The sequence below is a fragment of the Mesorhizobium sp. genome, from assembly GCF_004962925.1.
Taxonomy (GTDB): Bacteria; Pseudomonadota; Alphaproteobacteria; order Rhizobiales; family Rhizobiaceae; genus Mesorhizobium.
In genome coordinates this window covers 48,488-62,587 of record NZ_SUEO01000004.1, presented here as the reverse complement: position 1 = coordinate 62,587, position 14,100 = coordinate 48,488, and the positions used below count along the sequence as shown (strand labels likewise).

The window sequence follows — 14,100 nt, the reverse complement described above, 5'->3', positions numbered from 1 at the left end:
CCGTCGCAATCGCGAGGGCCGCGGCGCATGAACACAACGGTCTTCAGCCGGGCCCGCATCGTCGACCCCTCGCGCGGCATCGACGAGGTCGGCACGGTCGTTGTCGAGGGCCGCAAGATCGTCGCTGCCGGCAAGGCGGCCTTGAACCAGGGCGCTCCGCAGGATGCCACCGTCATCGACTGCGCCGGCAAGGCTGTCATCCCCGGCCTGATCGATGCGCGCGTCTTCATCGGCGAGCCTGGCGGCGAACACCGCGAAACCATCGCCTCGGCCAGCGTGGCGGCGGCAGCTGGCGGCGTCACTTCCATCGTCATGATGCCCGACACCGACCCGGTGATCGACAATGTCGCGCTGGTCGAATTCGTGCTGCGCACCGCCAAGGATACGGCCATCGTCAACATCTTTCCGGCGGCGGCGATCACCAAGGGCCTCGAAGGCCGCGAGATGACCGAATTCGGCCTGCTGCGCGAGGCCGGTGCGGTCGCTTTCACCGACGGACGGCACACCATATCAAGCGCGCTGGTGATGCGCCGCGCGCTGACTTACGCGCGCGATTTCGGCGGCGTGATCGCGCATGAAACCCAAGACGCCGACCTCGCCTCGTCCGGCGTCATGAATGAAGGCCTCTATGCAAGCTGGCTCGGTCTTGCCGGCATTCCGCGCGAGGCCGAGTCCATTCCGCTGGAGCGCGATCTTGCGCTGGCGCGACTGACCGGCGGCGCCTATCACGCGGCCAAGATTTCGACGGCTATGGCGGCAAACGCGGTGACGCGGGCGAAGGCCGACGGCGCGAATGTCACAGCAGGCGTCTCGATCCACAATCTGTCGCTCAACGAGAACGACGTCGGCGAATATCGCACCTTCTTCCGGCTGACGCCGCCGCTGCGCGCCGAGGAAGACCGGCTGGCGATGATCGAGGCGGTCAAAGACGGCACGATTGACATCATCGTCTCCTCGCACGACCCGCAGGACGTCGACACCAAGCGCTTGCCCTTCGCCGACGCCGCGGCCGGTGCCATCGGACTGGAAACGCTGCTGGGCGCGGCGCTGCGGCTTTATCACAATGGCGACGTGACGCTGCTCAGGCTGGTCGAGACCCTGTCCACCGCGCCGGCAAGACTGTTTGGCTTGCCCGGCGGCACGCTGAAGCCGGGCGCTGTCGCCGATCTTGCGCTGGTGGATCTCGACGAACCGTGGATTGTCAGCGAAAGCGGCATCCGTTCGCGCTCGAAAAACACCTGTTTCGAAGGCGCGCGGCTGCAGGGCAAGGTCTTGCAAACGATGGTGGCGGGCCGCACAGTGTTTTCAGCCTAGGGAGTGTCGATATTCAGGTGATGCCGGCCTACGAACGGCGGTTTCCTGTGCCTCCGGTACTCACGTACCCAAAAGTACGCTGCGTTCCGGTTCTCGGAAACCACCATTCTCGACTCGGCCTAACCTGAATCTCAACACTCCCTCAAGCCGGCAGTTGGAGTTCAGGGGGAACAATGGCTTACGACATCGTCTTGGGGCTGGCGTTCGGCTATCTGCTCGGCTCGATCCCGTTCGGGCTCCTGATTACCCGCGCCGCCGGCCTTGGCGACGTCCGCAACATCGGCTCCGGCAATATCGGCGCCACCAATGTGCTGCGCACCGGCAATAAGAGCCTGGCCGCCGCCACGCTGCTGCTCGACGCGCTGAAAGGCACGGCGGCTGTGCTGATCGCCAGTCACTTTGCACCGGAGGTCGGACCTTGGGCCGGCCTTGGCGCCTTCCTCGGCCATCTCTTTCCGGTCTGGCTTGGCTTCAAGGGTGGCAAGGGGGTCGCCACCTATCTCGGCGTGCTGATCGCCTTGGCCTGGCAGGTGGCGCTGATCTTCGCCGTCGTCTGGCTGGCCGTTGCTTTCCTGTTTCGCTACTCCTCGCTGGCGGCGCTGACGGCTGCAGTCGTCGTGCCGATCGCACTCTATGTCCTCAGCACGCCTGAGATTGCCGGGCTATTTGCGCTGATGAGCCTGATCGTCATCATAAAACACCGGGCCAACATTGCGCGGCTGCTGGCCGGCACCGAGGGCAAGATCGGGGCCAAGGAGTGAGCCAGCGCGCCGCCGGGCCGTGGCTCAGTGACCGGCAGCGGTTGAGCTGGCTTCGTCTGATCCGCACGCCGAATGTCGGCCCGGCCACGTTTCGTGACCTGATCAACCGCTTCGGCTCGGCCGAGACAGCACTTGAGATGCTGCCCGAGCTGATGATTTCGGGCGGCGCCAGAAAGATCGTCCGCATCCCGCCGATTGCCGAGGCCGAGGCGGAGCTGGAGACAGCACGGCGGGCTGGCGCCCGCTTCGTCGGCATCGGCGAAGCCGACTATCCACCGCTGATGAAAAGCATGGACCATCCGCCGCCGCTGCTCGCGGTCAAGGGCGAAGGCGCGGTGTTCCGGCTGCCGGCGGTCGCCATCGTCGGCGCCCGCAACGCCTCGCTGGCCGGCATCAAGATGGCGCGGACGCTCGCCGCCGAACTCGGCCGCGACGGCTACGGCATCGTCTCCGGCCTGGCGCGCGGCATCGACACGGCAGCACACCAAGGCAGCCTTGCGACCGGCACGATCGGTGTGCTGGCCGGCGGCCTCGACCTGCCCTACCCGCCCGAGAATGCCGGCTTGTGTGAGGAGATTGCCGCGCGCGGCGGCGCCATCATTTCGGAAATGCCGTTCGGCTGGCAGCCACGCGCCCAGGATTTTCCGCGCCGCAACCGCCTTGTCGCCGGCGCCGCATTGGGGCTGGTCGTGGTCGAGGCGGCGCAACGCTCCGGCTCGCTGATCAGCGCCCGGCTTGCCGGCGAGATGGGCCGGCTGGTCTTCGCCGTCCCCGGCTCGCCGCTCGATCCGCGTGCCGCCGGCACCAACGCTCTGCTCAAGGACGGCGCCACCCTGGTCACCGAGGCATCGGACGTTACCAGTGCGATCGCGCCGCTGGTCGGCGCACCGGCACCAAGGACGGCGCCGCTTGGGGAGCCGCCCGACTTTTCGGCAACGCCGCCGCCCGGCGAAGACGACCGCGCCTTCGTCATCGAAGCCCTCGGCCCGACGCCGGTGGCGGTCGACGAAATCATCCGCCACACCGGCCTGCATCCCGCCCAGGTTTTCATGGTGCTGCTGGAACTGGACCTCGCCGGCCGGCTGGAGCGCCACGCCGGCGGCAATGTCTCGCTGGTTTGATCGAAATTTTGCTAACCATACAATGGTGGACGATGGGGCGGCCTAGGAGAATGCTGCTGTGCTATCGTCTTGCGGTCGGCAGCCATCTGACGCCGGAACAGGTGCGCCGTGAGGCCTTGCAGTCTCACAGGTTCCGGCTTCGCTCCACCGGATAAGCCTAAGTAATTTTAAATGAAACAATGGTGAGCGCGCAGGGATTCGAACCCTGGACCTACTGATTAAAAGTCAGTTGCTCTACCGGCTGAGCTACGCGCTCCCGCGGGCTCAGAATGCCGCCCTCGAAATTGCGCGGAACATAGGGAGAGTGCCTCGACCGGTCAACCGGAAAAAGAGGGTGCGCAAGCCGGAGTTTTCGCGGTCTCGTGACGCCTTGCAAACCGCCTCGGCAAGGCCGGACGGGCTGTCCCGCAGAAAGCCGAGACGCATTACAAATCAGCGCCTTGCCATTTTCGCGGGAACAATTGCGCAACCTGCCCGTTTTTGTCGCTACAAGGGACGACGCTTTCAAGGAGAAGATCATGAACAGGATCATGTCGGGCCTGCTGGCGACCGCGCTGTCAGCGTCATTCGCTGTAGCGGAGATCGTGCCCGTCAACGCCCAGCCCACCTACGTGCCGCTTGGTCAGAACGTTTCGTCGGATGTCCAGACTGTCGACCACAGGCGGTGGAGGCGTAGTTTCAACCGCGATTTCTCCCGTCGCGATTTCTACCGTCGCGATTTCGCGCGTGACGACGGCAGGTATTGGCGCGGCCATCGCGGTTATCGTTATTATCGTCGCGGCTATCGCCGTCACGGCGACTTCTGGTTCCCGCTGGCTGCTTTTGCCACTGGCGCGCTGATCACCGGCGCGATCATCAACAACCAGAACCGCCGCGTCTATCGAGGCGATTCGCACGTGGAGTGGTGCTACAGCCGCTACAGATCTTACCGGGCATATGACAACACGTACCAGCCTTACTATGGCCCGCGCCGGCAGTGCATCTCGCCCTATTGATAAAGCACGGGCGGAGTTGAGTAAGAGTTGTTGAAGAGCCTGCGCCGGCAACGGCGCGGGTTTTTCTGATGACATCTCGCTCGAAGAACCTAGAAGTGCGCTCTGGATCAGCTAGCCCAGCTGATGCTTTTGAGGATCAGATATAGCCCTCCGCCTTCGCCACGAGGAGAGTGATAGGCTCCAAGGGCGTCGCAAATTCGAACCATTGCCCCAGCCAGCTCCCAACCGAGCGCTTCCAGATCATTGTCCGTATCCATCACATAAGGTTGAGCCAGTTCGTCGATGCCGTTCTCCTCTCCGAAGGATCGAACCAGCTTAGCGTCGCTAAGGAGCTCGCCAGGCAAGTTTGAATTTGCCCAGGACCATAGCCAGTTGCTGGCCTTGGCGCTCGTACTGCCCGCAATCTGGATCTCGGTGACCACCTTGACGATCCCGTCCTCTGAGAACAGAAGCTTTCCAGCCTTCAGGTCGTAGTCATAGCGGGACCAACTGCCGAGGCGGAACTCGTCCTGCAACCGTGCGTTCTTCGCTTGTAGTCGCTGGAAGGCCTCTTCGCGCCAAGCAGCATACCAGTCTGGATTCATTCCCCTTCACCCCAGCATGATCTTCTCACCTACTTATTGCACGCTCAGCGTCCTGCGCACAGCATCGCGCCAGCCCGACAGCTTGGCGGAACGGACCGAAACATCCATATCCGGCTTGAACCGCCGCTCCAGCGCCCAGCTCTTGGCGAATTCCCTCGCCGTCGGCCAGACACCCGCCTTCGAGCCGGCCAGCCATGCCGCGCCGAGCGCGGTCGTCTCCAGGATCGTCGGGCGGTCGACCGGCGCATCGAGGATGTCGGCCAGCCGCTGCATGGTCCAATCCGAGGCGACCATGCCGCCATCGACCCTGAGAACGGTCTTCGCTGACGCGCCCTTCCAGTCCTTGCGCATGGCGTCGAGCAGGTCGCGGGTCTGGAAGGCGACGGATTCCAGCGCGGCGCTGGCAAATTCCGCCGGGCCCGAATTGCGGGTCAGCCCGAAGATGGCGCCGCGCGCCTCTGCGTCCCAATGCGGTGCGCCAAGCCCGACGAAAGCCGGCACCAGATAGACATTCTGCGTCGGATCCGCCGCCGCCGCCAGCACGCCGCTCTGCTCGGCCTTGCCGATCACCTTGATGCCGTCGCGCAGCCACTGCACGGCCGCACCGGCGATGAAGATCGACCCTTCCAGCGCATAAGTGGTCTTGCCGTTCAGCCTGTAGGCAATGGTGGTCAACAACCGGTTCTTCGAGCGCGCCAGATCGCTGCCGGTGTTGAGCAGCGCGAAGCAGCCGGTGCCATAGGTGGATTTCATCATACCCGGCTCAAAACAGGCCTGTCCGATGGCCGCCGCATGTTGGTCGCCAGCCACGCCGAGGATTTTTATCTCCGCGCCGAACAGACTTTTCTCTGTGATTCCATAGTCATCAGCGCAATCCTTCACCTGCGGTAGCATTTTTTCCGGTATGCCGAGAATGGTCAGAAGCTCGTCGTCCCAGGCATTCTTTTCGATGTTGTAGACCAGCGTTCGCGAAGCATTGGTGGCGTCGGTGGCGTGAACCTTGCCGGCGGTCAGCCGCCAGATCAGAAAGCTGTCGATGGTGCCGGCCAGCAATTCGCCCTTCTCGGCGCGTTTTCTGGCGCCCTTCACCTTGTCCAGCATCCAGGCGATCTTGGTGCCGGAGAAATAGGGATCGAGCAGCAGGCCGGTCTTTCTGGTGAACTTCTTCTCCAGTCCCTGCTTCTTCAACTTCTGGCACAGCGGCGCGGTGCGGCGGTCCTGCCAGACAATCGCGTTGTGGATCGGCTTGCCGGTCGCCCTGTCCCAGATGACGACGGTCTCGCGCTGATTGGTGATGCCGATTGCCGCGACGTCCGACGCATCTCGGCCGGCGCTCTTCAGCGCAGCCTTCACCGTCGCCACGACACTCGACCAGATTTCCTCCGGATCGTGCTCGACCCAGCCGGAAGCCGGATAATGCTGGGTGAATTCCTTCTGCCCGCTGCCCACCACCTTCATCTCACGGTCGAACAGGATCGCCCGGCTCGATGTCGTTCCCTGGTCGATTGCAAGGATAAAGCTGCTCATTTCCATTCCCCTCGGCGCAAACAGGGGAGACGGCAAGATGCCGCCTCCCCCGATTGTTGCGATGCGGGCGCGGACGCCCGGACCGATGCTTAATTGCTCCAGCTCTTGACCAACTCGTCGTAGTTGATGGTCTGCGGCTTGTCCTTCTCCGGCTCGATCTTCAGTTGCGGCGCGAGATTGCCCTTGGCGACGGCATCGGCGTTCCACTCTTCGAGGGTCTTTTCCTCCGCCATCTTGGGACCGATGTCGCCCTGCACGCCGGCGCGCTCGAGGCGCTCAAGCACCTTTTCCTGCTCGGCGCAGAGCGAGTCCATCGCCTCCTGCGGGGTTTTGGCACCCGACGAGGCATCGCCGATCGCCTGCCACCAAAGCTGTGCCAGCTTCGGATAGTCAGGAACGTTCGTACCCGTCGGCGACCACTGGACGCGGGCCGGCGAGCGGTAGAATTCGATCAGGCCGCCGAGCTTCGGGGCGCGGTCCGTGAAGCTCTTGTGCTGGATCGTGCTCTCGCGGATCAGCGTCAGGCCGACATGGCTTTTCTTCACGTCCACTGTCTTCGAGGTGACGAACTGCGCGTAAAGCCAGGCTGCCTTGGCGCGGTCGTCAGGCGTCGACTTGAGGAGCGTCCAGGAACCCACGTCCTGATAGCCGAGCTTCATGCCGTCCTTCCAGTAGACGCCGTGCGGCGACGGAGCGAAGCGCCATTTCGGCGTACCGTCCTCGTTCACGACGGGAAGGCCGTCCTTCACCATGTCGGCGGTGAAGGCCGTGTACATGAACATCTGCTGGGCAATTTCGCCCTGCGCCGGAACCGGTCCGGATTCCGAGAAGGTCATGCCCTGGGCCGCGGCCGGAGCGTAAGCCTTCATCCAGTCGAGATATTTCTGGATGGAATAGACCGACGCCGGACCGTTGGTGTCGCCGCCCCGAGCTACGCAGGAGCCGACGGGCCGCGACTTCTCGTCGACCTTGATGCCCCATTCGTCGACCGGAAGACCGTTCGGCAGCCCCTTGTCGCCATTGCCGGCCATCGAAAGCCAGGCATCGGTGAAGCGCCAGCCAAGCGACGGGTCCTTCTTGCCGTAGTCCATATGGCCGTAGACCTTCTTGCCGTCGATCTCGCGGCCGGTGAAGAATTCGGCGATGTCCTCATAGGCCGACCAGTTGACCGGCACGCCGAGGTCGTAACCGTACTTCGCTTTGAAGTCCGCCTTGTTCTTCTCGTCGTTGAACCAGTCGTAGCGGAACCAGTAGAGGTTCGCGAACTGCTGGTCGGGCAGCTGGTAGAGATCGCCGTCCGGAGCCGTCGTGAACTTGGTGCCGATGAAGTCGGCGAGGTCGAGGTTCGGGTTGGTGACGTCCTTGCCCTCGTTCGCCATCCAATCGGTCAGGCTGCGCGCCTGCTGATAGCGCCAATGGGTGCCGATCAGATCGGAGTCGTTGACATAGGCGTCGTAGATGTTTTCGCCCGACTGCATCTGCGTCTGCAGCTTTTCGATGACATCGCCTTCGCCGATCAGGTCGTGGGTGATCTTGATGCCCGTTATGTCGGAAAACGCCTTGGCCAGCGTCTTCGATTCATATTCGTGCGTCGTGATGGTTTCAGAGACGACCTTGATGTCCATGCCCGCAAAGGGTTTTGCAGCATCGATGAACCATTGCATCTCGGCTTCCTGGGCAGCACGATCGAGCGTCGACATGTCCTTGATCTCGGCGTCGAGAAACGCCTTGGCTTCGTCCATTCCGGCATAGGCGTTGCCTGCCCCGAGCAGCAGGACAAGCGCAGTCGTTGATGTCAAAAATTGCCGTCTCATGTGTTTCCTCCACTGTTTCAGTTTCAAGTACGATCGGAGCAGCCGCCGGCACGCGGCCGCTCCAACAGTTTCCCCCTCTATACGTAGCGGAACACGCCGATGGCGTAGACCACGGAGAGAGCGAGAGCCCACCACAGGTTGGGTCCGACAAGACCCAACCAAGCGAGATGGATAAAGGCGCTGCCAAGCAGCGATAGAAAGAGACGGTCGCCGCGCGTCGTCTCGAACCGCAGCACGCCAACCCGGGGATTGCCGCCTGGCGAGACGTACTCCCAGATCGCCATGCCGCAGAGCAGCACCAGGATCGTGATGAAAAAGACCGCCGTCGGCAGCGTCCAGGCCATCCAGGTGAGGTTCATGTCACACCCTCCCCAGGGCAAAGCCCTTGGCGATGTAGTTTCGGACGAACCAGATCACGAGCGCGCCCGGAAGGATGGTGAGCACGCCGGCTGCGGCCAGCACGCCCCAGTCGAGGCCCGAGGCCGAGACCGTGCGCGTCATAATCGCGGCGATCGGCTTGGCGGCGGTCGTGGTCAAAGTCCGCGCGATCAGCAGCTCGACCCAGGAAAACATGAAGCAGAAGAAGCAGGCCACGCCTACACCGCTCGCGATCAGCGGCATGAATATCCTGAGGAAGAAGCGCGGGAAGGAGTAGCCGTCGATATAGGCGGTCTCGTCGATTTCCTTCGGCACGCCTGACATGAAGCCTTCAAGAATCCAGACCGCCAACGGCACGTTGAACAGGCAGTGCGCCAGCGCCACCGCGATGTGCGTGTCGATCAGCCCAAATGCCGAATAGAGCTGGAAGAACGGCAGGGCGAACACCGCCGGCGGCGCCATGCGGTTGGTCAAGAGCCAGAAAAACAGGTGCTTGTCGCCGAGGAAGCGATAGCGCGAGAAGGCATATGCTGCCGGAAGCGCCACGGCGACGGAAATCACCGTGTTCATAACCACATAGATGATCGAGTTGATGTAACCCTTGTACCAGGACGGGTCGGTGAAGATCACCATGTAGTTGGCGATCGTCGGGTTTCTCGGCCACAGCGAGAACGCGCCTAGGATCTCCTGGTTGGTCTTGAAGCTCATATTGACCAGCCAGTAGATCGGCAGCATCAGGAAGATGATGTAGATCGTTGGAACCAGCCACCAGAACCGCGACTCCTCGCCCCGCCGCCGCATCTTGCGGGCCAGCGCGGCGTTCGCCGTCTGCGCTTCCGCGGTACCGGGGGTTTGCCGCATCAGCGTTCGTCCGTCGGCCGTGGTTTCGTCAAGGCGCGCCATCTCACTGCTCCGCGTCGTAGGCTGTCATGACGGTGTAGAACACCCAGGACAGGAGCATGATGATCAAGAAATAGACGATAGACATGGCCGCTGCCTCACCGAGGTTGAACTCTCCGATGGCCAGCTTCACCAGATCGATCGACAGGAAAGTCGTGGTGTTGCCGGGCCCGCCGCCGGTGACGACGAACGGCTCTGTGTAGATCATGAAACTGTCCATGAAGCGCAGCAGAACCGCGATCAGCAGCACGCGGTTCATCTTCGGCAGCTGGATATAGCGGAAGATCGCCCAGCGCGACGCGCCATCGATCTTGGCCGCCTGGTAATAGGCGTCGGGGATCGAGACCAATCCTGCGTAGCAGAGCAAGACGACGAGACTGGTCCAGTGCCAGACGTCCATGACGATGACAGTGACCCACGCGTCGAACGGGTCGTTGACATAGTTGTAGTTGAAGCCGAGTGCCCGCAGCGAATATCCGAGCAGTCCGATGTCGACGCGGCCGAACACCTGCCAGATCGTACCGACGACGTTCCATGGGATGAGCAGCGGCAGCGCCATCAGCACCAGGCAGACCGGAACGCCCCAGCCCTTCTTCGGCATGTTGAGCGCAATGAAGATGCCGAGCGGAATCTCAATGATGAGGATGATGGCCGAGAAGACCAGGTTGCGGCCCATCGCCTCCCAAAAACGGTCGGAATGTAGGATTTCGTCGAACCACTCCGAGCCCGCCCAGAAGAAGTCGTTGTTTCCAAACGTGTCCTGGACCGAATAATTCACGACCGTCATCAGCGGGATGATCGCCGAGAAAGCCACCAGCAAGAGCACCGGCAGCACCATGAACCAGGCCTTGTTGTTCCAGGTCCTTTCCATGCTCAGCCTCCCATCTCGACGCGCCAGGAATCGGCGTAGATATTGATGCCGGCCGGGTCGAAAGCGATCTTCGGATCGGCGGGAATGTCCTCGTCCTCGCCGACGATTGCCGCGATGTCGCGGCCTTCGAAACTGGCGCGCACCACCTTGTGGCGGCCGATATCCTCGACCTTCCGGATTGAAACCGGCATGCCGGTAGCGCCAAGCCTGACATATTCGGGGCGGATGCCGAGTTCGATCACGCCTGTGGTTCCAGTCTTGGGTGCGGCCGGCAATTCGATCGTCTGGCTGCCGAGCCGCGCGCTGCTGCCTTCGACCGCGACCGGCATGACGTTCATGCCCGGCGAGCCGATGAAATAGCCGACGAATGTATGCTTGGGGCGCTCGAACAATTCGGCGGGTGAGCCGATCTGCACGATCTCGCCCTCATACATGACGACGACGTTCTCGGCGAAGGTGAGCGCCTCGGTCTGGTCGTGCGTGACATAGACCATGGTGAAACCAAAGCGCCTGTGCAGCTGCTTCAGCTGCGAGCGCAGCACCCACTTCATATGCGGGTCGATCACGGTCAGCGGCTCGTCGAACAGGATCGCGTTGACATCGGAGCGCACCAGCCCGCGCCCGAGCGAGATCTTCTGCTTCTGGTCGGCGGTCAGCCCCCGCGCCTTCCTTTTGGCCATATCGGCCAACCCCGTCATTTCCAGCGTTTCGCGCACCTTGCGGTCGACGTCAGGTTCCGGAACGCCGCGGTTGCGCAGCGGGAACGCCAAATTGTCGTAGACGGTCATGGTGTCGTAAATGACCGGGAACTGGAACACTTGCGCGATGTTGCGCTCCTGCGTCGACAGATTGGTCACGTCCTTGCCGTCGAACAAAAGGTCGCCGTGCGACGGGTACAAGAGGCCGGAAATGATGTTGAGCAGCGTGGTCTTGCCGCAGCCCGACGGCCCCAGCAGCGCATAGGCGCCGCCGTCCTCGAAGGCGTGATGCACCTCCTTCAGCGCATAGTCCTTGTCCGACTTCGGATGCGGCCCGTAGGCGTGGCGGATGTGGTTGCAGTCGATGCGCGCCATGTGCCTCTTCCCTCAAGCCGCCAGCATCTGTGGCGGCGCGGCCGAGCGGCCGTTCGCGTCGAAAACCATGATGTGCCGCGGATCGATGAACACCTCGATGGTCTGGTCGGGCTCGAACACCAAGATGCCGTGTTCCAGCATCACCCAGCGGACATCGGCGAAGTCGAGATGCACAAAGCTTTCCGAACCGGTGATCTCGGTGACCGAGACCTTGGCTCTCACCGGAACCGCTGACGGGCTCGGCCGAGTAAGAGAGAGATGGTGGGGCTGGAAGCCGATCGTGTAACTCGTATCGGCAATACCGGCGAGCTCAGCCGGCACCGGGAGGTTAACCCCACCATCAAGAAGGAAGCTCGAGCCGCTCTTCTTCAGCACGATCGTGTTGAGCGGCGGATCGGCGAAAGTCTTGGCCGTGACGAGATCGTTCGGCCTACGGAAGACGTCGATCGTCGGACCGAACTGAGTGATACGGCCTTCGGAAAGCGTTGCCGTGTTGCCGCCGAGCAGCAAGGCTTCGTGCGGCTCCGTCGTGGCGTAGACGAAAATGGTGCCGGTCGCCGCGAATATCTTCGGCAATTCCGCGCGCAGCTCCTCGCGCAGCTTGTAGTCGAGATTGGCGAGCGGCTCGTCGAGCAGCACGAGGCTGGCGTTCTTGACGATGGCACGCGCCAGCGCGGTGCGCTGCTGCTGGCCGCCGGAGAGGCTGAGCGGCGTGCGGTCGAGGAAGGGCGTCAGCTTGAGAAGTGCGGCGGCATTGCGCACCTCCTTGTCGATCTTCGCCCGCTCGGTCCCGGCCACCCTCAGCGGCGAGGCGATGTTCTCGTAGACCGTCATTGCCGGATAGTTGATGAACTGCTGGTAGACCATGGCGACGTTGCGCTTCTGCACCGGGATGCCAGTGACATCCTTGCCATCGAACCAGACCGACCCGGATGTTGGAACATCAAGGCCGGCCATCAGCCGCATCAGGCTGGTCTTGCCGGAGAGCGTCGGTCCGAGAAGGACGTTGAGCGAGCCGTGCTGAAGCGTCAGCGACACGTCGCGCATATGCTCCGTCGCGCCGACCGTCTTCGTCACGTTTCTCAGTTCCAGCATGATGCCTCCTCCCAGGCTTTCTGCATCAGTCAGACCCCACTATTCGGCAGCCGCGACATGGCGCCGGCTTATTCCGCGCATGAATTCGTCGAGCGCTGCCGCCTGCTCGCGGCTCAGATGCAGGCCGCGCTTGGTCCTGCGCCACAATACATCTTCGGCCGTCATCGCCCATTCATTTTGAACGAGGTAGCGCACCTCGGCCTCGTAAAGATCGGCGCCGAAGTTCCGGCCGAGGTCGGCATTCGATCTGGCAAGGCCCAGCAACATCCTTGCGCGAGTCCCGTAAAGCCGGGTCAGGCGGCGCGCCAGGCGCGCGTCGAGGAACGGATAAGCCGTTTTCAGTTTCGCCACTTCGGCGTCGAACCCGCTCGCCGGGAAATCGCCGCCCGGCAGCGGCGCGTTTGCCGTCCACGGCTTGCCGCGCTTGCCGAGAAAACCCTCGATTTTATCGAGCATCGATTCCGACAGTCGGCGATACGTGGTGATTTTGCCGCCAAAGGTGTTGACGATCGGGGCCGTGCCCTCCCCGCCGTCGGCCTTCAGCACATAGTCGCGGGTCGCTTCCTGCGCTTTGGAGGCGCCATCGTCATAAAGCGGGCGCACGGCGGAATAGGTCCAGACGATGTCCGAACGCTTGACCGGTTTCGCGAAATATTCGCTCGCTGCAGCACAGAGGTAATCGATCTCGGCGTCGCTGATCTTCACGTCATGCGGGTTGCCAGGATAATCCTGGTCGGTGGTGCCGATCAGCGTGAACTCTTCCTCGTAGGGAATCGCGAAAATAATGCGGCCGTCCTTGTTCTGGAAGAAATAGGCGCGCGGATCGTCGAACTTCTTAGCGATGACGATATGGCTGCCCTGTACCAGCCGAACATTGTGCACGTCGTTCAAGCCGACCGTAGCGGACAGCACGTGGTCGACCCACGGACCGGCGGCGTTGACCAAAAGCCGCGCCTTGACCTCCTCAGTATCCCCGGTCTGCGTGTTTTCCAGCCTAACCGTCCAAAGCGCGCCTTCACGGCGTGCGCCGATGACTTTCGTGCGGGTTCGGATCGTTGCGCCGCGATCGGCAGCGTCGCGGGCGTTCAACGCCACCAGCCGCGCATCGTTGACCCAGCCGTCGGAATACTCGAAGGCCTTGCGAAACAACGGCTTCAATGGCTTGCCGGCCGGGTCCCTTGCCATGTCCAGCGTCTTGGTCGCCGGCAGCAATTTGCGCCCGCCAATGTGGTCGTAAAGGAAAAGGCCGAGCCTGATCAGCCAGGCCGGGCGCAGGCCCTTGGCATAGGGCAGCACGAAGCGCATCGGCCAGATGATGTGCGGCGCGTTCTTCCACAGAATCTCGCGCTCCATCAGCGCCTCGCGCACAAGGCGGAACTCGTAGAACTCGAGGTAGCGCAAGCCGCCATGGATCAGTTTGGTCGAGCCGGAGGAGGTGCCGCTGGCCAGATCGTTCATTTCCGCAAGGAAGACCGAAAAGCCGCGCCCAACTGCATCGCGGGCAATGCCGCAGCCGTTGATACCGCCACCGATGACGAAGATGTCATGGATCGGGGGTGCGTCCACAAAAGTCCTCCCGGATTTCGCATTGCAGCATTTTTAGGTTTTTACGAAACCGTGGCGGGATTATTCCGAAATGAGAACGAATGTCAAACGAAATATAAACG

13 protein-coding genes and 1 tRNA gene are annotated in these 14,100 nt (G+C 62.4%); 4 read left to right on the top strand and 10 right to left on the bottom strand.

Annotation, left to right across the window (positions count from 1 at the left end; genetic code table 11):
- Nucleotides 1-27 precede the first annotated feature (27 nt).
- The 3 genes from E5W87_RS02325 (at nucleotide 28) to dprA (ending at nucleotide 3,196) form a co-directional block, all read left to right on the top strand.
- On the top strand, nucleotides 28-1,314 hold the full coding sequence (locus tag E5W87_RS02325; protein ID WP_292393645.1) for a dihydroorotase: 1,287 nt from the start codon (nucleotides 28-30) through the stop codon (nucleotides 1,312-1,314).
- Nucleotides 1,315-1,487: 173 nt separating this feature from the next.
- On the top strand, nucleotides 1,488-2,075 hold the full coding sequence (plsY, locus tag E5W87_RS02320; protein WP_292393592.1) for a glycerol-3-phosphate 1-O-acyltransferase PlsY: 588 nt from the start codon (nucleotides 1,488-1,490) through the stop codon (nucleotides 2,073-2,075).
- Nucleotides 2,072-3,196, top strand: coding sequence for a DNA-processing protein DprA (gene dprA / locus E5W87_RS02315; RefSeq protein ID WP_292393590.1), 1,125 nt, complete (start codon nucleotides 2,072-2,074; stop codon nucleotides 3,194-3,196). Before plsY ends, dprA begins: the two co-directional genes overlap by 4 nt.
- A 180-nt stretch (nucleotides 3,197-3,376) precedes the next feature.
- Here dprA and E5W87_RS02310 read toward each other — a convergent pair.
- Nucleotides 3,377-3,452: transfer RNA gene (locus E5W87_RS02310), tRNA-Lys, on the bottom strand.
- 262 nt (nucleotides 3,453-3,714) lie between these two features.
- On the opposite strand from E5W87_RS02310, the gene E5W87_RS02305 reads away from it, so the two are divergent.
- Complete coding sequence (locus tag E5W87_RS02305) at nucleotides 3,715-4,191, top strand: BA14K family protein (protein WP_292393588.1); 477 nt, start codon at nucleotides 3,715-3,717, stop codon at nucleotides 4,189-4,191.
- A 107-nt stretch (nucleotides 4,192-4,298) separates the two neighbouring features.
- On the opposite strand, the gene E5W87_RS02300 is transcribed toward E5W87_RS02305, so the two are convergent.
- The 9 genes from E5W87_RS02300 to glpD form a co-directional block, all read right to left on the bottom strand.
- A complete protein-coding gene (locus E5W87_RS02300) occupies nucleotides 4,299-4,775 on the bottom strand; it encodes a DUF6882 domain-containing protein (protein WP_292393586.1) in 477 nt (158 codons plus the stop codon).
- Nucleotides 4,776-4,808: 33 nt separating this feature from the next.
- Nucleotides 4,809-6,302 (bottom strand): glycerol kinase GlpK, encoded by a 1,494-nt coding sequence (glpK, locus tag E5W87_RS02295; RefSeq protein ID WP_292393584.1) that lies wholly within the window; start codon nucleotides 6,300-6,302, stop codon nucleotides 4,809-4,811.
- An 89-nt stretch (nucleotides 6,303-6,391) separates the two neighbouring features.
- Complete coding sequence (locus E5W87_RS02290) at nucleotides 6,392-8,116, bottom strand: ABC transporter substrate-binding protein (RefSeq protein WP_292393581.1); 1,725 nt, start codon at nucleotides 8,114-8,116, stop codon at nucleotides 6,392-6,394.
- A gap of 77 nt (nucleotides 8,117-8,193) precedes the next feature.
- Entirely contained in the window at nucleotides 8,194-8,475 is a 282-nt protein-coding gene (locus E5W87_RS02285; protein WP_292393579.1) for a DUF2160 domain-containing protein, read from the bottom strand.
- 1 nt (nucleotide 8,476) lies between these two features.
- Nucleotides 8,477-9,355: a carbohydrate ABC transporter permease gene (locus E5W87_RS02280; RefSeq protein ID WP_292393644.1), complete on the bottom strand. Its 879-nt coding sequence runs from the start codon at nucleotides 9,353-9,355 to the stop codon at nucleotides 8,477-8,479.
- Nucleotides 9,356-9,398: 43 nt separating this feature from the next.
- Nucleotides 9,399-10,265, bottom strand: a complete 867-nt coding sequence (locus E5W87_RS02275; protein WP_292393577.1) for a carbohydrate ABC transporter permease — start codon at nucleotides 10,263-10,265, stop codon at nucleotides 9,399-9,401.
- Nucleotides 10,266-10,267: 2 nt separating this feature from the next.
- Complete coding sequence (locus E5W87_RS02270) at nucleotides 10,268-11,338, bottom strand: ABC transporter ATP-binding protein (protein WP_292393575.1); 1,071 nt, start codon at nucleotides 11,336-11,338, stop codon at nucleotides 10,268-10,270.
- 12 nt (nucleotides 11,339-11,350) lie between these two features.
- Nucleotides 11,351-12,433 (bottom strand): ABC transporter ATP-binding protein, encoded by a 1,083-nt coding sequence (locus E5W87_RS02265; protein ID WP_292393572.1) that lies wholly within the window; start codon nucleotides 12,431-12,433, stop codon nucleotides 11,351-11,353.
- Between the two features lie 39 nt (nucleotides 12,434-12,472).
- Entirely contained in the window at nucleotides 12,473-13,999 is a 1,527-nt protein-coding gene (gene glpD, locus E5W87_RS02260; protein WP_292393570.1) for a glycerol-3-phosphate dehydrogenase, read from the bottom strand.
- Nucleotides 14,000-14,100 lie beyond the last annotated feature (101 nt).

What these genes read in the sequence shown, in the direction of transcription:
- E5W87_RS02300 (WP_292393586.1), bottom strand. Translation starts at nt 4,775, where the DNA reads ATGAATCCAGACTGGTATGCTGCTTGGCGCGAAGAGGCCTTCCAGCGA.
- E5W87_RS02285 (WP_292393579.1), bottom strand. Translation starts at nt 8,475, where the DNA reads ATGAACCTCACCTGGATGGCCTGGACGCTGCCGACGGCGGTCTTTTTC.
- plsY (WP_292393592.1), top strand. Translation starts at nt 1,488, where the DNA reads ATGGCTTACGACATCGTCTTGGGGCTGGCGTTCGGCTATCTGCTCGGC.
- E5W87_RS02325 (WP_292393645.1), top strand. Translation starts at nt 28, where the DNA reads ATGAACACAACGGTCTTCAGCCGGGCCCGCATCGTCGACCCCTCGCGC.
- E5W87_RS02270 (WP_292393575.1), bottom strand. Translation starts at nt 11,338, where the DNA reads ATGGCGCGCATCGACTGCAACCACATCCGCCACGCCTACGGGCCGCAT.
- E5W87_RS02265 (WP_292393572.1), bottom strand. Translation starts at nt 12,433, where the DNA reads ATGCTGGAACTGAGAAACGTGACGAAGACGGTCGGCGCGACGGAGCAT.
- E5W87_RS02290 (WP_292393581.1), bottom strand. Translation starts at nt 8,116, where the DNA reads ATGAGACGGCAATTTTTGACATCAACGACTGCGCTTGTCCTGCTGCTC.
- E5W87_RS02305 (WP_292393588.1), top strand. Translation starts at nt 3,715, where the DNA reads ATGAACAGGATCATGTCGGGCCTGCTGGCGACCGCGCTGTCAGCGTCA.
- E5W87_RS02275 (WP_292393577.1), bottom strand. Translation starts at nt 10,265, where the DNA reads ATGGAAAGGACCTGGAACAACAAGGCCTGGTTCATGGTGCTGCCGGTG.
- E5W87_RS02280 (WP_292393644.1), bottom strand. Translation starts at nt 9,355, where the DNA reads ATGCGGCAAACCCCCGGTACCGCGGAAGCGCAGACGGCGAACGCCGCG.
- glpK (WP_292393584.1), bottom strand. Translation starts at nt 6,302, where the DNA reads ATGAGCAGCTTTATCCTTGCAATCGACCAGGGAACGACATCGAGCCGG.